Origin of the sequence: Candidatus Thiothrix sulfatifontis, from assembly GCA_022828425.1 — a bacterium.
GTDB lineage: Bacteria > Pseudomonadota > Gammaproteobacteria > Thiotrichales > Thiotrichaceae > Thiothrix > Thiothrix sulfatifontis.
Window position 1 is genome coordinate 3,310,536 of the sequence record CP094685.1, and the last position, 22,756, is coordinate 3,333,291.

At 48.9% G+C, this 22,756-nt stretch carries 25 protein-coding genes; 4 read left to right on the top strand and 21 right to left on the bottom strand.

Annotated features, from left to right (window positions below; genetic code table 11):
* Position 1 precedes the first annotated feature (1 nt).
* The 4 genes from L3K52_16505 to hisC all read right to left on the bottom strand — a co-directional run bounded on the left by L3K52_16505 (position 2) and on the right by hisC (position 4,118).
* A complete protein-coding gene (locus L3K52_16505) occupies positions 2 to 1,429 on the bottom strand; it encodes a cytochrome b N-terminal domain-containing protein (protein UOG91767.1) in 1,428 nt (475 codons plus the stop codon).
* Positions 1,429 to 2,031, bottom strand: a complete 603-nt coding sequence (gene petA, locus L3K52_16510) for a ubiquinol-cytochrome c reductase iron-sulfur subunit (GenBank protein UOG91768.1) — start codon at positions 2,029 to 2,031, stop codon at positions 1,429 to 1,431. The genes L3K52_16505 and petA overlap by 1 nt, the downstream gene beginning before the upstream one ends.
* A 282-nt stretch (positions 2,032 to 2,313) precedes the next feature.
* Entirely contained in the window at positions 2,314 to 3,069 is a 756-nt protein-coding gene (locus tag L3K52_16515; protein UOG91769.1) for a Nif3-like dinuclear metal center hexameric protein, read from the bottom strand.
* Complete coding sequence (hisC, locus tag L3K52_16520; protein ID UOG91770.1) at positions 3,066 to 4,118, bottom strand: histidinol-phosphate transaminase; 1,053 nt, start codon at positions 4,116 to 4,118, stop codon at positions 3,066 to 3,068. Before hisC ends, L3K52_16515 begins: the two co-directional genes overlap by 4 nt.
* 42 nt (positions 4,119 to 4,160) lie before the next feature.
* Here hisC and L3K52_16525 point away from each other — a divergent pair, with 42 nt between their 5' ends.
* Together L3K52_16525 and L3K52_16530 are read left to right on the top strand one after the other, a co-directional pair.
* Positions 4,161 to 5,135, top strand: a complete 975-nt coding sequence (locus tag L3K52_16525) for a hydrolase (GenBank protein ID UOG91771.1) — start codon at positions 4,161 to 4,163, stop codon at positions 5,133 to 5,135.
* 84 nt (positions 5,136 to 5,219) lie between these two features.
* Entirely contained in the window at positions 5,220 to 5,867 is a 648-nt protein-coding gene (locus L3K52_16530; protein UOG91772.1) for a hypothetical protein, read from the top strand.
* A gap of 32 nt (positions 5,868 to 5,899) precedes the next feature.
* On the opposite strand, the gene L3K52_16535 is transcribed toward L3K52_16530, so the two are convergent.
* The 9 genes from L3K52_16535 to L3K52_16575 all read right to left on the bottom strand — a co-directional run bounded on the left by L3K52_16535 (position 5,900) and on the right by L3K52_16575 (position 11,364).
* Entirely contained in the window at positions 5,900 to 6,274 is a 375-nt protein-coding gene (locus L3K52_16535; GenBank protein ID UOG91773.1) for a transcriptional regulator, read from the bottom strand.
* 742 nt (positions 6,275 to 7,016) lie between these two features.
* Positions 7,017 to 7,547 carry a hypothetical protein gene (locus tag L3K52_16540; protein UOG91774.1) on the bottom strand — a complete coding sequence of 177 codons (531 nt, stop codon included), beginning with the start codon at positions 7,545 to 7,547 and terminating at the stop codon, positions 7,017 to 7,019.
* Between the two features lie 305 nt (positions 7,548 to 7,852).
* The gene (locus L3K52_16545; GenBank protein UOG91775.1) at positions 7,853 to 8,182 is read right to left on the bottom strand and encodes a hypothetical protein; all 330 of its coding nucleotides are present in this window, start codon (positions 8,180 to 8,182) and stop codon (positions 7,853 to 7,855) included.
* Positions 8,183 to 8,255: 73 nt separating this feature from the next.
* Positions 8,256 to 8,468 carry a hypothetical protein gene (locus tag L3K52_16550; protein UOG91776.1) on the bottom strand — a complete coding sequence of 71 codons (213 nt, stop codon included), beginning with the start codon at positions 8,466 to 8,468 and terminating at the stop codon, positions 8,256 to 8,258.
* Positions 8,461 to 9,279 (bottom strand): hypothetical protein, encoded by an 819-nt coding sequence (locus tag L3K52_16555; protein UOG91777.1) that lies wholly within the window; start codon positions 9,277 to 9,279, stop codon positions 8,461 to 8,463. Before L3K52_16555 ends, L3K52_16550 begins: the two co-directional genes overlap by 8 nt.
* Positions 9,267 to 10,175 carry a DUF927 domain-containing protein gene (locus tag L3K52_16560; protein ID UOG91778.1) on the bottom strand — a complete coding sequence of 303 codons (909 nt, stop codon included), beginning with the start codon at positions 10,173 to 10,175 and terminating at the stop codon, positions 9,267 to 9,269. Before L3K52_16560 ends, L3K52_16555 begins: the two co-directional genes overlap by 13 nt.
* Positions 10,172 to 10,789 (bottom strand): hypothetical protein, encoded by a 618-nt coding sequence (locus L3K52_16565; protein UOG91779.1) that lies wholly within the window; start codon positions 10,787 to 10,789, stop codon positions 10,172 to 10,174. Before L3K52_16565 ends, L3K52_16560 begins: the two co-directional genes overlap by 4 nt.
* Positions 10,786 to 10,977 (bottom strand): AlpA family transcriptional regulator, encoded by a 192-nt coding sequence (locus L3K52_16570; GenBank protein UOG91780.1) that lies wholly within the window; start codon positions 10,975 to 10,977, stop codon positions 10,786 to 10,788. The genes L3K52_16565 and L3K52_16570 overlap by 4 nt, the downstream gene beginning before the upstream one ends.
* A 207-nt stretch (positions 10,978 to 11,184) precedes the next feature.
* Positions 11,185 to 11,364, bottom strand: a complete 180-nt coding sequence (locus L3K52_16575; protein UOG91781.1) for a hypothetical protein — start codon at positions 11,362 to 11,364, stop codon at positions 11,185 to 11,187.
* 187 nt (positions 11,365 to 11,551) lie between these two features.
* On the opposite strand from L3K52_16575, the gene L3K52_16580 reads away from it, so the two are divergent.
* Positions 11,552 to 11,866 carry an Arc family DNA-binding protein gene (locus tag L3K52_16580; GenBank protein ID UOG91782.1) on the top strand — a complete coding sequence of 105 codons (315 nt, stop codon included), beginning with the start codon at positions 11,552 to 11,554 and terminating at the stop codon, positions 11,864 to 11,866.
* A gap of 360 nt (positions 11,867 to 12,226) precedes the next feature.
* Here the strand turns inward: L3K52_16580 and L3K52_16585 are convergent, their stop codons facing one another.
* The gene (locus L3K52_16585; GenBank protein UOG91783.1) at positions 12,227 to 13,561 is read right to left on the bottom strand and encodes an IS4 family transposase; all 1,335 of its coding nucleotides are present in this window, start codon (positions 13,559 to 13,561) and stop codon (positions 12,227 to 12,229) included.
* 467 nt (positions 13,562 to 14,028) lie between these two features.
* On the opposite strand from L3K52_16585, the gene L3K52_16590 reads away from it, so the two are divergent.
* On the top strand, positions 14,029 to 14,517 hold the full coding sequence (locus L3K52_16590) for a PH domain-containing protein (protein UOG91784.1): 489 nt from the start codon (positions 14,029 to 14,031) through the stop codon (positions 14,515 to 14,517).
* A 217-nt stretch (positions 14,518 to 14,734) separates the two neighbouring features.
* On the opposite strand, the gene L3K52_16595 is transcribed toward L3K52_16590, so the two are convergent.
* The 7 genes from L3K52_16595 to L3K52_16625 all read right to left on the bottom strand — a co-directional run bounded on the left by L3K52_16595 (position 14,735) and on the right by L3K52_16625 (position 22,744).
* Positions 14,735 to 15,295 carry a site-specific integrase gene (locus tag L3K52_16595; GenBank protein ID UOG91785.1) on the bottom strand — a complete coding sequence of 187 codons (561 nt, stop codon included), beginning with the start codon at positions 15,293 to 15,295 and terminating at the stop codon, positions 14,735 to 14,737.
* A gap of 393 nt (positions 15,296 to 15,688) precedes the next feature.
* Complete coding sequence (locus tag L3K52_16600) at positions 15,689 to 16,573, bottom strand: transposase (GenBank protein UOG91786.1); 885 nt, start codon at positions 16,571 to 16,573, stop codon at positions 15,689 to 15,691.
* A gap of 58 nt (positions 16,574 to 16,631) precedes the next feature.
* Positions 16,632 to 17,006 carry an Arm DNA-binding domain-containing protein gene (locus L3K52_16605; GenBank protein ID UOG91787.1) on the bottom strand — a complete coding sequence of 125 codons (375 nt, stop codon included), beginning with the start codon at positions 17,004 to 17,006 and terminating at the stop codon, positions 16,632 to 16,634.
* A gap of 686 nt (positions 17,007 to 17,692) precedes the next feature.
* Positions 17,693 to 19,639, bottom strand: coding sequence for a DUF927 domain-containing protein (locus L3K52_16610; protein UOG91788.1), 1,947 nt, complete (start codon positions 19,637 to 19,639; stop codon positions 17,693 to 17,695).
* The gene (locus tag L3K52_16615) at positions 19,636 to 20,676 is read right to left on the bottom strand and encodes a hypothetical protein (GenBank protein UOG91789.1); all 1,041 of its coding nucleotides are present in this window, start codon (positions 20,674 to 20,676) and stop codon (positions 19,636 to 19,638) included. Before L3K52_16615 ends, L3K52_16610 begins: the two co-directional genes overlap by 4 nt.
* A gap of 87 nt (positions 20,677 to 20,763) precedes the next feature.
* Positions 20,764 to 20,964 carry a helix-turn-helix domain-containing protein gene (locus tag L3K52_16620; GenBank protein UOG91790.1) on the bottom strand — a complete coding sequence of 67 codons (201 nt, stop codon included), beginning with the start codon at positions 20,962 to 20,964 and terminating at the stop codon, positions 20,764 to 20,766.
* A gap of 61 nt (positions 20,965 to 21,025) precedes the next feature.
* Entirely contained in the window at positions 21,026 to 22,744 is a 1,719-nt protein-coding gene (locus L3K52_16625) for a hypothetical protein (protein UOG91791.1), read from the bottom strand.
* Positions 22,745 to 22,756 lie beyond the last annotated feature (12 nt).

Below are 22,756 nucleotides of genomic sequence, written 5' to 3' on the forward strand. Positions count from 1 at the left end.
CTCAACCTGTCACACGGTCTGGAACGGGCTTTTCCGTGTTGCAGCTTGCTTTGAAAGCAGGCAACAACAGCGTCAATGCCAAGTACGCTAACGGCAAAATGAATTGGATCAGCATTTGGTTGGTCGCTTCTGCATCGCCAGGAATGTAGCGGAACATAATGTCATACCCAATAACGGCCGCGAGTAAAATCCCAAACCACATCACATAATTCGCTTTTGCTGGGTTGCTGTGAATCCACATCACCATGAAGAACATGAAGTAAATTTGTGTCATGCGCGTACCCAGTTCCTTGTAAACAGGTGTGACGGCTTCAACACCCATCCAACCCAACACAATGAACGTTGCCGCAAACAACAGCAGGTTAATTTTGTGGGCAGTGGTGCGATAGCGCCAAGATTTCATCGGGTTACGGTCAATCCACGGCAACACAAACAGCACCGCAATCGCGCCGAACATCGCCAACGTCCCTAAAAACGGGTCAGGGATAGCACGCAATATGGTGTAAAACGGCGTAAAATACCAAACAGGTGCAATATGCAGCGGCGTTTTCAAGGCATTTGCAGGCTCGAAATTCGGCGCTTCAATGAAGTAACCGCCACCTTCTGGTGCAAAGAATAAAATCGCGAAGAAGCCAAACAAAAACACTACCACACCCACGATGTCTTTAACCGTGTAATAAGGGTGGAAGGGAATACCATCAGCCGGAGCGGTTTCGCTCCAACGGTTGCCTTTAGGTCCTTGCTTGATTTCAACGCCGTCCGGGTTATTAGAACCCACTGCGTGCAATGCCACAATGTGAACAAATACCAATGCTGGCAACACCAACGATGGCAGGAAGAAGTGCAGCGCAAAGAAACGGTTCAAGGTTGCATCGCCCAATACGAAGTCACCCCGGATCCAAGTCGACAAACCTTCACCAATATACGGAATGGTGTTAAACAAGTTAATAATAACCTGCGCACCCCAGTAAGACATTTGACCCCAAGGCAGCAAGTAACCCATGAACGCGGTTGCCATCAACACCAAGTAGATCGCCATGCCCAACAGCCAAATCAGTTCACGCTTGCCTTTGTAGGACCCGTAAATCAAGGCACGGAACATGTGCAGATACACCACGATAAAAAACGCTGACGCGCCGGTCGAGTGCATGTAGCGGATAAACCAACCACCGGGCACGTCCCGCATAATGTATTCAACGGAAGCAAAAGCCAGATTCGCATCCGGTTTATAGTGCAGAGCCAAGAACAAGCCAGAAAAAATCTGGATAACCAGCACCAGCATCGCCAGTGAACCGAAGAAATACCAGAAATTAAAGTTTTTAGGCGCATAGTAACCAGCCAAATGCGCTTGCCAGGTTTCCATTAATGGGAAGCGGTCTTCGACCCACCCCAAGAAACCCGTGTAATTGTGTGCGGGACGTTCAGCCATTATGCAGTGCCTCCATTTTCGCCAACCACGATGGTGTTATCATCTTTGAAATAATAAGGGGGAACTTCAAGATTTGACCCGGCTGGAACATTCTTGAACACGCGACCTGCTAAGTCAAAACGCGAACCATGACATGGGCAATACCAACCACCTTTCCAATCCGCTCCCAAATCTGCCGGAGCCACTTCTGGGCGGTAAGTCGGTGAGCAACCCAAGTGGGTGCAAATACCAACCAACACCAGATACTGCTCTTTGCCTTCACGGGTACGTGCCAAATTCTTGGCATATTCCGGCTGCTGCTTTACATTCTCAGAATTCGGGTCTTTCAATGCTTCTGCCAAGCCTTCCAAGGCAGCCAGCATTTCCGGGGTGCGGTTCACCAACCAAACCGGTTTACCACGCCAAATTACACGAATCTGTTGTCCTGGTTCCGCCTTAGTGACAGAAATCTCTACCGGCGCACCAGCGGCAAGCGCCCGCGCACTAGGATTCCAGGAACTAAGGAACGGAGCCGCAACCGCTGCCACGCCTGCTGCCCCCACCACGGATGTGGCAGCGACGAGGACGCGGCGGCGGCCTTTATCTACTCCAGAATTTGCCATCGTTAGCACTCTCCCAAATGTTCAAAACGTAACCTGCTGCACGCCTGCAAACACACCCAAGTAATGCTTGCAGCCGCACTAAATATATGAGCCATTAATCTAAGCATAGCTATATTAGCATATGCTGAAAGACTACGTAGAATGTCCGAACTCACACGTAAAATCAAGCGAAAATCCGTACCTTAAAGGGTAAAACGCAAAGGTTTTGATTTAAATCATTTACGTCCCGCTCTTCAACAAAGCGCGGCAATAATAGCACAAGAACAAGCAAAATAACCTGACTTATGCCGGGTTATTGATATCCAAGAAATAATGTTCCAGCCCGCATTGCGCTGCCACATGATTGCCGAGCGCTTGAATGCCGTAGCGCTCAGTCGCGTGATGCCCCGCCGCAAGGTAATGAATGCCATTTTCGCGCGCAAAATGCACGGTGTGTTCCGAAATTTCGCCACTCAAATACGCATCCGCCCCGGACTCAAAAGCCTGCTGAATGTGGCCTTGCCCACCGCCGGTACACCACGCGATCCGTCGGATTGGATGCTCACCAGCAGCAATCAACAATGGCTCCCGCCCCAAAATTGCCGCAACGTGTTGCCCAAACGCGTCTAAACTCATGGCTTCAGCCAATGAACCGACGTTGCCCACGCCTTGCAATTCGCGCTCATGCATCACGCCCTCAATACAAATGCCTAGCTGTGCCGCTAATTGCGCGTTATTGCCTAAAGTCGCGTGTGCGTCCAATGGCAAATGATAACCCAACAAACTGATGTCATGCTGAAGCAACGTCGCAATTCGGCGCTTTTTCATGCCACGAATCACTGGCGACTCGCCTTTCCAAAAATACCCGTGGTGCACTAAGATCGCATCGGCTTTGTATTCCAGCGCGGCATCCAGTAACGCTTGTGAAGCCGTGACGCCTGTCACAATGCGCGTCACCTCTGCCCTGCCCTCAACTTGCAAGCCGTTGGGGGCATAGTCGCGGAATTTGCCCACATTCAGCAATGCATTGATGTGGGCTTCAAGTGCGTACAGGTTCATAGTTCCGCCAATGTACTCAAGAAAGTTGCCATTTCTTCCTCTGTGCCGATGGTGATCCGCAAATATTCGTTAATGCGCGGCTTATTGAAATACCGCACCAAAATACCGCGCTGCTTCAGTGCCAGATACAAACTTTCTGCATTACCCGCCGGTGGACGCGCGAACACAAAATTTGCTGCCGAAGGCAATACACTAAAGCCCATTTCGGTTAGGCTGGTTACTGTCAATTCACGGGTGGCGATGATTTGCTGGCAAGTATCCTCAAAATACGCCTTATCACGCATCGCCGCCGCCGCGCCTGCAATCGCCATACGCCCCAATGGGTAAGAGTTAAACGAATTTTTCACCCGCTCCAACCCGTGGATCAAATCAGGATGACCCACCGCAAACCCCACACGCAAGCCTGCCAGCGAACGCGACTTAGAGAAGGTTTGCACCACCAACAAATTCGGGTACTTGTCAATCAGCGGAACCGCAGTTTGCGCCCCGAAATCAACATAGGCTTCGTCCACGACTACCACGGATTTGTCGTGCGTTTCCAATAAAGCTTCAATAGCATCCAAACCCAAGGCCATGCTAGTGGGCGCATTCGGATTGGGGAAAATAATCCCGCCGTTATCGACCGCGTAATCGCCCAAGCACACCCGAAAATCCTCACGCAACGGGATTTGCTGCGCATTAATCTGGTAAAGATTGGCGTAAACCGGGTAAAAACTGTAGCTAATGTCAGGGTATAACAACGGCGCGTCGTGCTTGAGCAAGCCTTGGAAAACGTGCGCTAACACCTCATCCGAACCATTGCCGACGAAAATATTGGCGCGTTGCACATTGTAATAGTCGGCAATCGCATCCTTCAACTCGTCCGCATTCGGGTCGGGGTAAAGACGCAAGCGCTCATCTGCCGCCGCGTGGATTGCCGCCAGCGCATTCGGCGAAGGCGGGTACGGGCATTCGTTGGTATTCAGCTTGATGTAACGCTGGTCTTTTGGCTGTTCACCCGGTGTATACGGGTCGAGATTGTGTACCAGCTTGCTCCAGTATTGGCTCATGCGTGCTTCCGGTGGAGAATAGAAACGTGTGATGATATAGGGATGAAACGAATCCAGCAATCGACCTTTCGCCCAGCGTGGTGGTTACGCTCACCTCATTTGCAAACGCTGTGGCCGGTATTTCTGCGCCGCCGCGTGCAACTGCCCCTGCAAGCCGAACGGGTGGAACTCAGCGACGACGATTTCATCGACCTTGCTTGGTATCCGCGCCCCAATTCGCCGCTGGTGTTGGTGATTCATGGGCTGGAAGGTTCGTTGCAATCGCACTACTCGCAAACGCTAATGCAAGCCTTGCAACAAGCGGGTTTTGCGAGTGTCTTCATGCATTTGCGCGGTTGTAGCGACGAACACAACCGCTTACCGGAAAGTTACCATTCCGGGCGCACGGCTGATATTGCGGAAGTGCTGGTACATTTGCAGCAAACCCAACGAATGCCTGATGCTGCCATCGGCTTTTCACTGGGTGGCAACTTGATTTTGAAATACCTTGGCGAAACGGGCGCAAACGCTGGTTTGCAAGCGGCGATTGCGGTTTCCGTGCCGTTCCAATTACAGGAATGCGCTCGCAAGCTGGAACGGGGGTTCTCTGTCGTTTACGGGCGCTATCTGGTCAACAAACTCAAGGCTTCCTATCGCCGCAAATTCAGCCAGATGACCAGTCCGTTAGCTGTCGATTTGGGTACAGTCAAGACGCTATTTGCTTTCGACGATCAGATCACCGCGCCACTGAATGGCTTCGCTGGGGCAGAAGATTACTACAGCCGCAGCAGTTCACGGCAATTTTTGCAACGCATTGAAACCCCAACGCTGATTATTCATTCGCAAGATGATCCGTTTATGTACCCTACCACGGCACCGACGGAAGCCATGTTGAGTGATAGCGTTACGCTGGAATTGACAACGCACGGCGGGCATGTGGGTTTTGTAGCTGGCAATGTGCCTTGGCGGGCTGACTATTGGTTGGAAACGCGGATGATCGAATGGATAAAAAGTCAGTTGCGTCAAAAATCAACATGAGTGTTTAAATTCCTAGCCAAACTGCCAAATGATGATATACATTTACTCGCCAAATCAATTAAAAATATATAGGCATCAAATAAAATGGAAACACTCAAAACACGCTTACAATCAAGACTAAAAGAAATGGGACGTAATATGTCTGATCTCGCCAGAGAGCTAGACATTGAGAGACAACACATTTATGGCTGGACACGACGTGACAAAGTGCCAAATAACTACCTATTTTCGGCGGCAAAGTACCTAACATGTGATCCACAATGGTTACAACATGGCGAATATTCACACCCAAACTCAATAAACATCTCGTCTGGTCAAATAATCATACCCATTTTTAAACAGGGCGATTACAAGGATATGAACGAAGGTGACAGACCTCAGTATGAAAACCTTATCTGTCGAGATGATTGGCTCACTGAGCTGTTTGGGATGAGTCCTTCGCAAGGTAATTATACGATCTACCGAATGGAATCCAGCGAGATGCAGCCATCTATCCGACGTGGTGATTTAGTAGTCATTAATAGCGATGCAAAAACACACATCAACGGGCTATATGGCATCCAGAACAAAGGTGAAGCATTGAGCATTGCCCGCATTCAGTTCGAACCAGATGGCGAACATGTTTGTGTGAGCTACGACAATCCTAATTTTGCCACTGTGCGGGTGAAAACGGCGAAGTTAGTGATTTCAGGACGTGTAATCTACGTTTGGCAGGGCAAGCGGGATATTTGAGGACGCCAGAGGGAAATTAAGCAATAACTTCTTCATGCCGCCGCTTTGCTCTCACCCTTCAAGGTGAATTCTGTCCTGATTTCCGCAAAGGGGGAAAATACCCGCCCTGCTTCGTCACGTTCCAACAAGCCAATTTCCAAAAGCCTGCTTACATCCGTGTGAACGTTCTTCACATCCCGCCCCAATTGCTTAGCAAGTTCGCGGATACTCACCGCCGCTTTGCCTTGCAGCCTGTCCAGCAGTTCCCAGCGCTTGGGGGTAATCGCCTGAAACAATCCCATAGGCGTTTCAAAGGTGAATACCTCACCCTGATAACTGCCGGTTTCCAGTGCATCCACGAAAGCCGCGCCCATTTCCAGCAAATCGGCTTCAAGGCTGGGTTCAATGCGGATAATTGCGTATCTCATGGCTTGCCCCTCTCAGTGAGGATGTCAGTTACAAAATCCCGCCATACCTGTTCTGGTTATGGTGAACAAGCGATATTGGTACAGGTGGCTAGAATCCATAACGGCTTGAGGCAATGACCACGCCCTCAATAATTGCGCCATCCGCTAATTCACGCCGCCGCTTGTAAATCAATATTGCTTTTTCTATGTTGGCGAATATACCAACGCTTTGAGATTGGTGCTTTGAATTCTGTCTTACTCAAACGTTCCACCATTACAGTTCCAGCCGCTTCGATGCGCCTTAGCACGGCGGGCATGTGAGTTTTGTGATTGGTAGTGTGCCTTGGCGAGCTGACTATTGGCTGGAAAGGCGGATGATCGAATGGTTAAGCTTGCAGTTACAACAAAAACAAAAAACCCCTTAATTTTTCTTTAAAAATCAAGGGGTTACAGTTTGGTGGAGGCGGCGACTATTGAACAAACAATATAAACTATTGAAAATAAAATAAATAACTATTCATAAATTCAAAAAGTACCATCATAAATACCAACAATAACCCGCGATAAGCCCCACTTGCTGCTATTCCGCCCCCTATTAGATGCCCATAATCCAGCCTGACAAGTGGTAATTATTCATGGCATTAACGGTGCGGGAAGTAATCGCATGAACCAACAGCCCCGTTTTGTTGGTATTTATGCTGGTATCCCCCCATTTTGTTGGTATCAGGGCAAGGATAAGCCCGACCTGATACCAACAAATGCATTACCAGACTTGCACCAAAGCAAAGCCCCCACGGTTTGAGCATTTCGCCCTTCTTCCGTCTGGTAGGTTGCAAGTGATATGTGAATACTGCCCACGTTCCGCATATTCACGCACGAATTGACGCATTACCACTAAAGCACGTGCATGGTTGCGTAGCATGTTGGTGAATTTGTAGCTTGTCATGTCAGGGGTGAATGCTTGGAAGGTGAAGGCTACTTTTGCCAGTGGTTTTTTAAACGCCTTGTCTCTCCCGATCACCCGTTTACCGATTTCTTCGATCATTACTTTCTGGTGGAAAGCTGAAAGGCTGGCAAGATCGAAGGGAATAGCAGCAAATACCGCCATAACATCACCGCCCCACGCTTTCCAGTTCATGCCATTGGATTGCATGTAAGCTTTCACACGCTCCTTATACTGGCGAATAGTGCTTGCCAGCGCTTTACCTTCGGGGGAACTCCAAACTAAGCCGTTATCGGCATGGAAGGCGTTTACTTGTTGCGCGTATGCTTTGCTTGCTTGATTAGATTTCATGATAAACCTCTGTTTGTTGTGTAGTTAGTTGCTTTTTGTGTTGGCGTTTGTTGTTCCGCCATGTGAATAAATATACTTGATGAAACTAAATTTCATAAGTTATTTAAATACTAATTACTGTAAAACTTTGCTTACCATTTAAATTGATGCTTTGTGTTTGTGGTGGCTGAATGCCTTGATGTGCCTAGCTTGGCATGGTGCGGGGGCGTAAATGTTTGCTTTGCATCTGTCTGGGACTGATAAAAAATACCAGACAAATGGTATTAGGTAGGTTATGGGGTCGCTACTGGCTTTTCAGTAGCGACTCACTTGTATTCGTTGCCCTGCTCTTCAAATTCCCGTCTAAGCTGTTCCGCTATATCGTTGAATTTATCGCCTGAATTGTCGGTTACGATCTGTTCAATACGTTGCGCCGGTTTGCCGTCTGCCCTGTCTAGTATCTCCCTTCCCGCTGCTACCCTTGCAGACGGGGGCGCGTCTTTGTCTTGCACTATTTCCAGTAACGCCGTTAGAACCGCCTCAGTGTGCATTAACGCCATTTCACGCACGGGCTTAGGGGTGAGATTGCCCGCCCCCTTTGGTCTACCCGCCCCTTCACGCTTGCCGCCCCTGCCAATCTGGTGAATGTCTGCCATGTGTAACACTCCTTTTGCTTTTGATAAAAATATCAAAGGCTGGAACTTGCCAGCCTTCGAGGTTGTGAACGGTTTAACGGTTGCGCCGTCGCCTGTACTCACAGAGGTTTAACACCTTTGAAGAGCCGCCATAATCAGAAAATGCTTTGCCAACATTGTTATTTTTTCCGGTTACAGCGGTTACAACGGTTACAGAGTTGTTTATAAAAGGTTTTTTCTGTAACCACTCTAGGGTTACAGCGGTTACAACGGTTACATCATTGTTTATTAAGGTTTTTTCATTCATGGCTATCATCCTGTAACCGTAAAACGTACACCTTTTTCACGCCATCGGGTATCCGTTCCGGCTTGCTTGTTGCTGTTTGCAATATCCCAGCCGCTACCAACACGGGGACGACCTGCTTTCGGCTGTAACCGTCGCAGATGCGTTCAAATTGGCTTGCCAGCACCAGATATTCACGACCATTTGCCGCCATCCTGCTATATCCCACAAGGTCGGGTATTGCGTTGGGTGATATTAAGGTTAGATCTTGGAACTTTGCCCCGTTACGCTCAATAAACGCGGTTACAGCTTGCAGTATTTTAGTATCTTCACGGTTGCCAGTTCCAAAGCCTTCAAGCCAATCATTAAAGCAGCGTTTAGCCGCCCCCGTTGCTTCTCCGTCATTCCATCCGGTGATCCCGTACTGTGTAGCCATTTCCCCCGCAAGCGCTACCAGTGCGAAACGGGTAGCCACTACGTCATGCTGAGTATTGCTGTTATCAGGTAGCAATTCCGCCTTAATGGTGGTGAGTGAATCGCCTATGGTTGCCTCTATGCTTGCCCGATCGGTGGCGATACGTTGTAACCACGCATCCCCCGCCGTTCCATAGTTCCGGTTAATTGCCGTGTTAATGTGTGCAAAGAATGCGGGTAAGTCCTTAAAGCCGCGTATGGTATCCATCACCTTAAACCCTGTACCGGCATTCGATGGAATATCAGCGTGCCGTACTTCTTGCCCTGCAAAGGTTTTTCCGCCCCCGCTTGCCACGTAGTCAGGTAGGCTGATTTCGCCAGTACTGAAATAAAGTAGCTTCCACGTTCTCAGTTCACGCATTCCCCCCGCTTTGGTAGATCGTGCCTTTTCTTGCCCGTTGGTGAGGTTATACGCCACATCGCCCACTTACACATCTTTAACTCATCAAGGATAAGAAAGCCGTCATTGTGCATTAATGCCGTGCCTTCCAGCGCGTTGGAGGTGGTACGCCATAGCCGCTTATAGTCATCTGGCACACCGAAAACAGACGCCGCCATTTTAACCACGGTCGTTTTCCCGTCTTTACTTTCCCCCGTGTACTGAAAGCCGCCTGATTCAATGCCAGCCAAACGCACCAGAGAAGCCGCAAACGCCGCACTAATGGCAAACACCGCACGACTGTTACCCGCCGCACACGCTGATACTTGCCCCTTCCATTCCGCCAACGTGCCACGCTGTCCGATGGCGGTATTTATGAGACTGCCCTGATAGACGTATTCCCCCGCATCCTCACCATAAACCGTGTTAGACGTTACATAAGCGCCCCCGTGCCATCCGGTCTTGTTGGTGCAAGTAATGCGTGAAACGGCTTTACAGGTGTTAATATAGTCGACTACCTGCTTACTCTTGCCTGTGGCGATATGAAGCCCCCCACTCATTAATGTGCGGATAACTTCAAGCCCGTCGCCTGCCAAGAGTTCAACAGGCATTGCCCACTTATGGGGTTTGCCGTCTCCGTCCTTCCATTCCAGCATTCGCCCCCATGAATCACTGCTAACGCTTCGGGTTTCCCCTAACACTTGCAGCGGTGAACAGATGCGCCGCTCTGTTTGCGATTGTCCGTCGCTGCTGAATGCAGCATAAAACACACCTTCGGACTTAAGGGAAAAAATACCTTTTTCGCCTAATACTGTCGCCGGTTCTGGTGGTTTCTTGTGGTTTAGGCGGTAATCATCAAGAGCTACAAAGTTTCTCATTGGTTAGCCCCCGCTACATGGGGGGCGTAATTTTCCAGAATCATCGTATTCAAAGCGTAAGCCGCTGATAATTCTTCCTCTAAAGGTATCATTGTGACGCGATATAGGGAGGTTTGCTGGTGTGACAAACGTTGCAAGTTTTGACGGGTAGTAATGATGTCTCTCAGTTCATCGAGACAAGCAACTATATTTGAATCAATTCGTGCTTGTTCATCCCTGCGCCGTGCATCGGCCTGCATTGCCGCTTGCATTGCCTCTGCTTTACGCCGTAGGGTTTCGCGTTCCTTGTCGCTGGCATTGGCAAGCCCCAAACATTCAGAGACAGCATTAAGCTGTTCTGAGGGTGTCCAGCCGTAGACGTGACCGAGCAAAGAAAAGCCATCACCGCTTTGTAAATCACCGCCCCCGCTGCAAATCCAACGCCCTGTACTTTGATAGGTTGCATCCACGCGGAAACGATCACGCCCACCACACGCGGGGCATGGGGTGTGCTTTTGGTGTGACGTGGTGGCAAGTTGGATACCTAACGAACGGTGAATCTGTTCCCAGCGCCCCGCTGCTGCCGTGCGCACCTCTGGAAAGCTTATGTATTGGTTATGGTTAAGCCGTTTCATTGCTGCGCCCCCTTTAAGCTTTGAACAAAGGCGATAACGTCGCCTTCATGCCAGCCAACGGCACGGAAACCGATCTTGACCCGCGCGGGGAACATTCCAGCCTTTTCGAGGCGGTAAATAGTGGATTTTGAAAGCCCAGTACGGGCGATAACATCTTTCAGGCGTTCTATTCTGGTAGGGTTGTTCATGGTCACTCCTTAAGAAGTGTAAAAAACTGATTTACAATTTCTTGTGAATGCCCTAAGCTTTGAAACTAGAAGAGGTATAAAGGCTAGGGCGTCACAAGTACGATTTAGCTAGACAAAATAGAAAGCTGACTACGCCAATAGTCGGCTTTTTTTGTGCCTATCACTTTTCACATTATCACGGGTCAAACGGTTTCACAAAGCCTTGCCCTATACCACCGCCTGCCCTTGCATCTTGCGTTCTTCCAATGCCTTGAAAGTCCTTATCATTCTGTTAATTTCTGCATTAACCGATCTATCCCCACGTTTAGCGCGTTCAATCAGCCAAGATTCAAGGCTGGATTCAATGCGAATTGAGCGCGGGGGCTGGCGTTTTGCTGTTTGGTTCATGTTGTTATTCCTCTGTATTGGTTATGAATCCAGATTATAACGGTATTCTCTGGTATTCACAATGAATCATTGAATCCTTTTGACTACCAATGCAATATGTAAAAAACAAGCGTACTAGCCCCGTACTGGCGTTTTTATGGCAAAAACGCGGGAAATGGGCATATCAACCAAAGGAAAAGGAGACCGCATGACCACGGACAATAGAGCGCCCCCATATTCATTACGCCTTGAAAAGGGATTACGCGCCAAACTGGAAACCGCCGCGAAAATAGCGGGTAGGTCGCTTCATTCTGAGATTGCCTTACGCTTGATAAGCACCTTTGAAGAATTGCCCGCCGCTGCAAATGTGCAAACCGCTGGTGACGTGTTACGCCTTGCCAGTACTCACACGTATTCGATGTCTGAAACGGACAACGAAAGCGCCCCCACCAATGAAGAGCTTTTGAATATGCTTGATGATTTGCGGGGGCGTGTGGAGGAATTGGAAAGGCGTAACCAGTGACGCAACAATTACGATTAATCCGTATATGCCCCATCGCTTTTGGCTACTCTTTCTCCGTAGCCAAAGCTCGCTTCGTGTTACCGCAAAACGGTCTAGTGGTACGGTAGTGGTACGCTTTAGGCGTTCGAGTAGCACACCGCGCAATACCATCCCAACATTAAGCCGCTAATTATAACCTTAATAATCACCCATCCATAAGCAATATATTATTAAATGGGTTGCACATCGGGTTGCACACGCTTTTATGATCGGGTTGCACGTTTTCAAATCGGGTTGCACACGCTTTTATGATCGGGTTGCACGTTTTCAAATCGGGTTGCACACCATAAGCGGGCTACAGGGCATCTCTTTATACACAAATCAGTCCTCCCCCAACTCACTAGCCATCTGAATCCCATAAATACAGTCCAGCACCCTTGAGTAGCCAAGCCAGATACTTTTAGCCCCCGGTTCGCCATCGCATTTTCTGCCCAAAAAGCCCCCCAGTTCCGCTAGATTGCGGATCACTTGATTGAGGGTAGGTATGCCATCGGGTAGTGCTTTTTTGCCGAGCCGGAAAGATACTTTCCATTCCAGCGGGTCAAACACCAGATCAGCCGGAAGTTCTGGGCAGGTACGCCCCAACCGCATCAGAAACATAATCCGCCAGGCCACCATGATGTAGAGCGCGAGGGCTTTTTCGATGCGCTCTTTAGTGTCCAGTTGCAGTTTTTCGACGCGACAGCCGACTTTCAGGACATCAAAAAACATCTCGATTTCCCAACGCGCCCGATACCAGTCGATGAGTTCACAGGCGGCATCGGCGGTCTCTACACAACGGTTGGTGACTAAACGCCAAATGAGGGGCGATTTTCCGGCGGGTGGGTTGATTTCTTTGGCTTGAACCAAGGTCAATAGCATTGGATGCTTACTTTTGGGACGCAGGGTATAACGTAACACCTTGATTTCTTGTACCACTTTGCGAGGCTTTTCACCCTGCTTGCGCGGTTTGGTAAAGGTGATACGAGTCAACGCCTGTTGTTGATCAATGGCATCCCACAGTTTGAGGTCATCCCCCAAGGCGCGGTTATGTTGCGCCCGTATCAGCAGGTCAGCCGGGTAATCCAAGGCTTGCGCCCGTTTGAGTAAGTCATAAAAGTCGCTTTCACGGTCGCCCGTATAGATGAGGCGGTGTTCAGGGCAGCGTGCCGCCAGTTCGGCTACCCGTTCATACCCTTCAATCCAGCGACGGCTTTCTTTGATGCCGGGGTTGGCAAGATCCGCCGCTTTGCTCAAGCCCCGTGACCACATCCACGTATCGGTGATCCCCAATGGCAGACGGTCTGGGGTGATACACAAGGTCGGATGCAGGTACATCCCGCGTTGCTTATCGTAGGATAAACGCCCCAAACCCTCGGTTTCCTGCCCATTGAAATCCAGTTCGGTGGTGTCTTGAATACACAGGATAATCCGCGAATCTTGCTGACGGATTCGACACTCGGTCGCTTCAAAGTGGGATGCCATCAAAGCATCATGGCTCACCGCTTCATTCCAGAAGAAACGGTACGTCGCCAAGGTGCTTGACCAACTTTGGCAAGCTTTCGGGATGCTCGATTGGGGGGCTTTGAGCATGGCGTTGAGGATATGGGCAGCGCGTGTTTCGAGACGCTTGTCTCCCAAATCAAGATCGGTGAGTTCGGTAGATGACCAGTTCATGGGTGAAAATTGCTTATCTTACATCAGTTTGGGGACTTGTGTATAAGGAGATGGCTACAGGGTGGCTTGTGAATACTGGCGAATACCACAATTCAGGCGTAATAGCCCCGTAATACCCCCGTAATGGGCATTTCAAGGCAAAAAAGCGGGGACGCCCACCTATTCGACGCTGTTCTACTTAGCGCAAAAGCGGGGGCGTGTTTGCTGGTTGTTTTTTGTCGGGTTGCACACTGTTTAAGACGGGTTGCACATCGGGTATATGTCGGGTTGTACATTGTTAAGACGGGTTGCACATTTAGAGCTTGTGTATTACACCTAATTATTCCACGTTAAATACGCGAACGAATGAAAGCCGCTAATTGATCGAGTGACACGCTTTAAACGCTCTAGTGGTACGGTAGTGTTACCGCAAAACGCTCTAGTGGTACGCTTTAACGGTCAAGGCATGACAGTATGTCGGAATCAAATTGCACGAACCGCAAACGTTGGCTAATGTTTGCACCTTATTAATAATAACAATAGAGGCTAAGCAAATGTCATATATAAAAGAATCCTTATCGAAAAATGAAGAACTATTGGCGACTTTTCCGCTTCATTGGTGGGCATGGTTGCGCGTAGTTATATGGTGCTTCATTGGTGTACTTACTCTTCCAGCCATTGGCGTTGGTATCTTGTTCCTAATACTTGCGGGATATTTCGCTTTAGTTAATATCAATGAAGAGCGCGGCATGACAGACAAACGGGTAATCACCAAACAAGGGATTATCAGCCGTAATACTGGTGAGCTAAGATTGAATGCAATTGAAACTGTAACAATTAGGCAAGGAATCATTGGGCGTATCCTTGGATTTGGTCAAGTTCGCGTAACTGGCAGGGGGTTGTCAGATGTTGCATTTAATCTTGTGGCTGACCCGATGAACGTTAAACGTAAAATCGAAGGCGTTATACCTGCTTAAATCGAAGTCACCGGAACACAATATATTTAGTGTTCCGGTATTTTGCACTGAGCAAATATAGCCAAAAAACAAATAATTCCTTATAAAACAACGTTGTAACCGCTGTAACCGCTGTAACCGCTGTAACCATGCCACGGTTACAGAAAAAACCTTTTATAAACAACGCTGTAACCGTTGTAACCGTTGTAACCGGAAAAAATAACAATGTCGGCAAACGCTAACCCGCCTTTCTGAATGGCAACACCTTTGCACCATCCCGCAAGTTGTCCAAGTAATCCGCCCATTGCTGCATCATGGCGGTACGTTGGTCTAGGTACTGTGATCGGTCATAAGCGCGTCTCACGTCATTACCAACTGCATGGGCAAGCTGTTTTTCTATAACGTCCGTCGGGTATCCCAGTTCATAAAGGCGCGTTGATGCCATCGCCCTAAATCCGTGTGCCGTCATTGTTTCGTTATCGTATCCAAGCCGCCTTAATGCTTGCCTGACAGTGTTGTTACTCATTGGCTTGCTGGTATCCGTGCGGGAGGGGAATACATAGCGCCGCCTTCCTGTCACTGGTTTAAGTTCTTCCAGTATCGCCATTGCTTGACGTGGTAAGGGGACAATATGAACCTTTCCCGCCTTCATCTTATTGGCTGGTATTGTCCATACATCCCCTTTAATCTCTGCCCATTCCATTTGACGCAATTCAGAGGGGCGCGTGAACAGGTAAGCAGAAAGCACCAAAGCAGAACGGGTTTCTAATGTTCCTGTGTAGCCATCCATTGCCCGCATTAGTTCGCCCACCTCTGTGGGGTCTGTGATTGCTGAAAAGTGGCTTTTCTTTGGTGGTGGTATCGCTCCCTTTAGATCGGGGGTAGGGTCACGCACTGCCCGCCCCGTTGCTACTGCATACCTGAATATCTGCCCGCAATCCTGCTTAGCACGGTGTGCTGTCTCTATCGCCCCCCTTGCCTCTATGCGTCGCAAGCATTTCAGTACGTCGGGGGGTTCAATCTCACCAATGGGCAAGCAGCCTAACCACGGGAATATGTCACGCTCCAGCCTCCGTATTACCTTGCTTGAATGGCTTTCTACCCATTGCGCGGAAAACTTCACAAACCATTCACGGGCGATACACTCAAAGCTATTCGACGCGATAGCCTTGATTTCTTCCTTAAATGTGAATTAAGGGCATTTTCGTAGCTGATTCCAGAAAAACAGAGCGGCAGCTAATCGTCCAAATACATGAACGAGCAATCCTTGGTATGAACGTACATTTGAGGCAACCTCAATACCGGTTTTCTTCTCAATCCAAGCAAACAGCGTTTCAATCGGTTGGCGTACTTGTGACACAGCGGTTGACAGCCATTGCTCATCGGCATCCAGATAGCGTTGTCCCTTTTTCTTTTTGACGGGTGTCCGCACGGTCAATTGCTGGGATTGTTCAACATCGGCAGCATCCGGTCGCTGATACGCTTTGTCACCGAAGACTTCCTCCTGCTTCAGAACAGGTCTGATTTGGTCAAACACTTTGCCATCCGGTACGCTGGCAGGCAGCAAACCGATGTATTCGGGTGTGGGCAACGTTCCCGCTTGTTTACGTCCAATGACATGAACACGTACCCCATAAAAATACAGTTTTTTCGTCGCACAGTAGCCATGATCAGCAATATTGGCAGCGACACAAGCTTTGAAGCGATGCCCCTGTCTTGCCAACGCAACGGGGAAAGAGTCCACTAGCAGTTTTCCATCCGTTGGAGGAACCTGAGACTGGATGCGCTCCAATAGCGGGGCGAACAGATCAGCCAAACGGTTCAGGCGCATCACATAAGCAGGATAACTCGGCAACGCGGGGAACCAGTCCCGTAAATGGCGATCGGCATAAGTATGAATCTGTTTGATGGTGCGATGACCGTCCAGCAAGCCAAACCAGTACAGCGTAATGACTTCCTCATCAGTCAGTTGTAACTCAACATGGGGAGAGAAACGCTGTACACACGCCCAAAGATCCGCTTTATATTGCTTGCAAAGGTACAGATAAATCGCTATCAATTGATCTTGCCAGTCCATAGTGAGAGTCCAGTACATCCGAGAAAAGTAGAGAGTTCCCGTATGATAATGGCTTTCACTATGGCTGGTTGTTTGCCCTTAATTCACATTTAATGGCTTGCTTGTGGCTTGATGGGTCAACACCACGCGCCAACAGTTCACGCGCCCCCTGATGCGCTTCACGGGCTTGCTTTAGGCTGGTATCTGGATAAATGCCGATAGCGAGGGTTTTCTGCTTTCCATTAATACGGTAGTTATAACGCCAGTACTTGCCAGCACTGGAAACATGAAGGTAAAGCCCGCCCCCATCGGTATAACGCTTAGGCGTTCCATCTGGTGAGGGTTTCGCGTTCTTTGCTGCTGCATCGCTTAGGCTTCTTTTCATTTGTTGGTATCTCTCTGCTGTTGGGGTGGTAATACCATCAAAGATACCAACAATTTGATGGTATGTCATGACACCCTAAGAACCCTTAAAAAGCAAAAACCCCTTACAGATTGCCGCCTGTAAGGGGTTTTAATACTTCATGATACCGCATGAAACGGGTAATTGGTGGAGGCGGCGACCACTAAATTTAGCATGTAAACAATTGATATTTATTACTTTATTGAGTTTGAATTTTTTACAATACCCCCCGTGATACCCCCTTTAATGCACTTCACCCCATTTTCCGCCCTTCGATCACCACAATGGAGACACCCATTCAAGGGGGTATTATCGGGGGTATTTCCCTGAACCGTTTACCCTGATACCCCTAAAACACGAACTAAAAACGAAGGTGCGACACACACACAAACGCCGCCTCTGCCCTGTTCGTTTTGCCGGTAAGAAAAAAATATTTCTTTTCTCACCCCCCCTCTACTTCTCCAAAAAACTGTCTTTTTGTCTTGTTGGGTTTTTTATTGTTATATATCAATAACTTAAAAAGATTTTTACAAGACAAAACGCTTTTTTCATTTTGTCTTGTTTCTGCTGCTTTTTGTCTTGTTGGAGAAAATAATAATAAAATCAATTAGATAAATTTTGTCTTCGTGTTTTTCATTTTGTCTTGTGAGGCGCGTTTTGTCTTGGGTTTTGTCTTAGGCACAAAAAAACCACCGCTAAGGGTGGTCTGTTGGGTGCAAAAGTTGCGCTATATGGGGTTAGTCCTCCTCTGTCAGTGTGATGCGCGTAACCCTGACTTGTCCATGTGCTGGGATATACGCCCGATTATCATCCGCTGTATTAATCATGCCTGCCTGTTCCAGTGCTCCAAGAATCTGCTTTTTGCTGTAGCCTCTGGCAAGCTCTTTCAACTGGGAGTTGAACACCAGATAGACCGCTTTTTGTGATACTTCATAAGCAGGGTAAACACCGCCCATGCAATCTTTGACGCGCTGCAATTCCTCTTTCGATACTTCATACGCCATGTTCTGGAATCGCGCCATATTGGATTCAAGGAAACCGCGCACCGCTTGCACTATCTGGCGTTGTTCGCGGCTGGAATCATCACCGCCGAAAGCGGTTAGCCAATCGGTGAATATGCGCTTTGCCGCTGCGGTAGCGTCGCCCTGCTTCCAGCCGGTCAAGTGGTATTCTGTCGCCAGTTCGCCCGCTACTGCCACCAGTGCGCACCGGTAAAGCACATCCCGCGTTTGTGGACTAAACGCACCGCCCACAATCTCAGATGCAATGGTTTCGAGCATTTCCGGGACACGGGTATTCAGTTCATCACGTTGCGCCACCAGCATGGCTAACCACTCTTGCCCCGCTGTTCCATAATGGTTTTCAATGCCTGCGCCGATGGCGGTATTGAAGGCGTTCACATCCGGGTAATCGTGAATCGTGTCATACGATTTAAGCCCCTTCCCTGCATCCGCTGGAATATCGGCTTGACGTAATTCAATTCCAGCCGGTGGCGTTCCGCCCTTGGTGGTGATGTGTTCCGCTGCGGTTACTTCACCAGTGGAGAACCACAACATATTCCAGAGATTACGCGCCTTTAGCTCACTGGTGCGGGTCTGTTTTGCCTTGTCTTTACCTTCCGCCAGCATGTAGATGATGCGTTCCACTTCGTGCGCTGATGCCATTGCAATTTCATCGAGAAAAAGCCAGCCGTCATTATGCCGCGCTGCCAAGGTTTCAATGCCGTTGATCGTACCCCGCCATTGCTGTTTAACGTCTTGGTGATAACCCCAAACAGACGCACCAGCACGTAGAGCAAGGGTTTTGCCATCCTTGGAACTGCCCGCAAAATGAAAGCCACCTGCCCCAATGTTGCGGGCAATGTCGAGCAATGCCGGTGCGAAAGCGCTGCTGATTGCAAACGTTAAGCGACTGTTGCCAACGGCAAGGCTTGCCACTTCGTCGCGCCAGCCGTCGAGCGTACCTTTCGACTTTTGGTCACTGCCCTTTATTGCGCCTTGATAAATAATACTGTCGTCGTCATCACCGTGCGATTTTGCAGGGGTTACGAATACGCGCCCGTCATACCATCCGGTTTTTTCAACACACGTTAAGCGCCGCTCAGAGTCACACATTTGCAGGTAATCGACTGCATACATATTTGCACCGCCAGCCACCACAAGCCCACGATCTAACAAAGCGCCCATGACTTCGTTACCGTCGCCACTCATTAGGCGCATTGGCATAGCCCACGTATGGGTTTTGCCGTCGCCATCCTGCCATTGCAGCAACTTACCCCAGCCGCTTTGTTCTGTGTTGCGGGTACGCCCTAGCACTTCGATTCCCGTGCATACCTTATAATCGCCCTTCTCTGTTGAGCGAAAAAGCCAGCCGTCCTTAAGGTAGTACATGCCCCGCCCGCCTTGCACCATGTCAGCCGGTGGCGTTGCCATATCGCGTTTAATCTGCTTTTCGGCTGCGGTCAAAGCGGTGGTGATTAGGCGTTTGCCTCCAAGATCGTGACCATTGTTAGCGAGTGCTTTAATGATGGTTTCCCGCTGGATTTGGTCAATTGTGCCATCGACTACCAGTAAGGCGACTGTGTGCAAAAAATCTTGATAGGTTGCCAGTGTGATGGTTTGCGCTTGGGTGTCGAGTTCTGCCAGTAACTCAATCACTGGGTTGCTTTGGGTTGCAGTAGTCATGCCGATACTCCCTTAAGTTTAGCGAGTGCGGCTTTTGCCCGATCACTTGCGCGGTGTTGGCGGTAAGCGTTGCGATTGTGTGAGTGCAGGCTTTCGCCCTTGGTGGTGGTGAGTAACTTAGCCGCTGCTGGGAGTGCTGCCCATTCGTCGCCGCCGTGGTCGAGGATGCAAAACAGGTCAAACGCATCATGTGCCAGCCCGTCGGCTATCGGGTCATTGCTGTGGTGGGAGAATGCCCGCTCTCTGCTGTCATCACCTTGCAGGATCACCACGCCAGCCATACCGCTGGAAGATGCGGGGGCAACAAACTTGCTACCAGTGGCCCGGTATCCGTGAGCGGTGAGGATTGCCCGCACGTCGTGCGCATCGTTAAACGCGGTGATCGGGGAAACCTGCCCTTCTATGAGTCGCCCGCCTTGGCGTTGGGTGCGTTGGGTTTCAATGTGTACAGCCCTAGCCGTGGCTAATTGTTCGCGTGCTGCCTTTTCGCGTTTGTCAGCCTTATAGAATGTGTTGGCAGTGTCTTTGAGAATCACATCAACCGCTTGACCTGCTACATGGAAAAACACATAAGCGCTTTCAGGGTTGCGCCCATAAAAGAAAGTCTGTTTTGGGGTGTAACTTTCCCGCGCTGCAATATTGCCTAATACGCCATCCAATGCCGACACTAAGTAAGGTCGCAATTCCGCTGGCAATGTGCGGCTTGTAGGGGCGAATACGCGCCATTTTGGGCAATCGGGTGAGCTGGTGTAGGTGCTGCATACTACGCATTCAATACCTGCTTGACGCAACAACTTAGCCGCGCTGTGTGCAGTCACGTTGCCCGCGTCATAATCAATTTCGATTCCGCTAATATTGGTTAAGCCATGCCCTGCCCCGCGTGAATCATTCTCAAATGTGCCGAGTTTAATTAGGGGTTGGCTTGCCTTATCGGGGTATGTGGTGGCATTTTGCAGCATTCGACAAATATCCGACCATTGCGCGGTGAATTGCTGCCCTTGTGGATTATGCAGACTGTTAAAAATGGTGTAGGTCATCGTCTGCTGACCTAGATTTATGCTATACTCTTGCATGTGTTTTATTCCTTTCCCCCTGCGGTGTCGTGACCAATGGGGGATTTTCGTTTATGGGGTTTCTGGACTAGTCGAATCTGGTTTATTCATCTTTTCAATGAATTCTGCTAATTCGGATTGTTTCCAGCGAGTCGAATTCAATCCGACTTTAATGGGTTTAGGTAACTTTCCCTCTTTTGACAGTCGCCAGATTGAGGAGGTTGACAGTTTAAATAAAACCGCCACTTCTTTTACTGTCTGCATTTCATTCATATAACACTCTTTTGCTAGTTAAAAATGGGCAGAGGGGTATTAATCCCCTGCCCTGTTGGGTTTAAGCTTTACGTCTCCGATGTTTCGCTTTCAGCACTTCCGCTCTTTCAGGATTCAGCTTGTTATGGAATTCATCCGAGCAATTCCCGCCGTCTTCCCGCTTCTTTCTGGAGTGGCTGCAAAAAATGTGAAACCGATTCACTTTCTTGAATGACTTGCCGCAATTTGGGCAATCAATGACAGTTCCCGCCGCCGCGCTCTCAGCCTTGCCGTAAGCGTCTACAGAGGTCTGTATTACAGAGGTCTGTAGGTGTGGGGTGTCTGTAATTACAGAGGTCTGTAAGTCCTTACGCGGTACTGCACCATAATCGTTTGGGGTAGGGCGCTTGGTCATCGGCATCACGATTTCTTGCGGGTATTTCCTGCGGTTTTCTTCCAGCAATGAGGTTTCACGATCTTTAGCAACCTGACCTGATTGGATAAACCCGAACGTCCTTTCTGGTTTCGTTGGCAATTCAATCTCTGAGTCCATCCATTTGAAACGCGCCGCCGTTTGTGGAACAAATCCAAATCCCGTTTTATTGTCAGAATAGGGAATACCCTTAGTTCTGATTTCAAAAACCTCAGATTTATATTCAGCGAGTATTTGCTTAGCCGCATCTAAAAACAATTGTGGCGACCTGTGATGACCTAACACATAAGATGATAGGCGCTCACATATCAATGTTAGGTCTGTTGATGATTTCCCACTATCAATGTCTGATTTGACTTTTTCAATCGCCATTTCTAAAGACATTGTATTAGCGGAGTTTTGTGTATTTAATTCATCCTTCGATAAATCAATTACTCGATCATCCTTAAAATCATCGGGTGAGTAGGTCTTGCCAATCAGTCGGAAATACTCATTTTTCAACGCGGAAAGGCTTGCCAGTAATGCGGCTTTTCTTTGCAGGTAAGAACGTTCGCTGAAAATACTACTCAGGTGAATCAATTCAAAGAAAAGACTTGAAAGCAGTACCACCACCATCGTTCCAGTTGCCAATGATGCGTTAAGCATTTCAGCAAATGATTTAGCCGCTGGTAAAGCGTGTTCGTCGCGTTCTTTGCTTAATGCCTCTTGCTTAACCGTAATTGCTTTTATGTTCGCATCATTGATAGAAGCACGATCTAACGCGGCTTGCTCTTTCAATGAAGCAACACGCGCTTCACTATTGGAACAATCTTTAACAGAACCTTCCTTTAGTTTGCGTTGGCAACTAACTAGCTTAAATTCAGCATCAGATAATGCTGTATTGCCGCCGCTAGAGACCACCACGCCACTATTCAAGATAGCGTTGCCTGATTTGCTATTTTCAACAGCATGAAACGCCTTTTCCTGCATGTTGCTGGAACTGCTGATTCCTTCGTACCAGAGGCCGCTAAGCACTGCCAGCACGATTAAGGCGCGTATGCCGAACTCACGTAGGCTGTGAGCGTGTGCCATTGCCTTAAAGTTGGTGTGCTTAATCAATGCCAGCCCGATAGGGGCAGAAACGACTAACGCTATGGTGTAAATCAAGCCGTTAACATTCGCGCCGTTATCGAAAACATATTGCTGGAAAGCCCACACGCTGACACCCGCAAAAATCACAGAGGTAAAGCTGTAATAAATTAGGGTGGTCGCTACCGTTAAAAACTTCTGCCCATAGCTGGTGAGCCTGAATTCGTTTTCAGTGGTGTTTAAGTCGTTCAATGATTCGCTGATTTGAGAATGCAGCGCGTAACCTTTTTGTAATGACATAATGATTTCCCC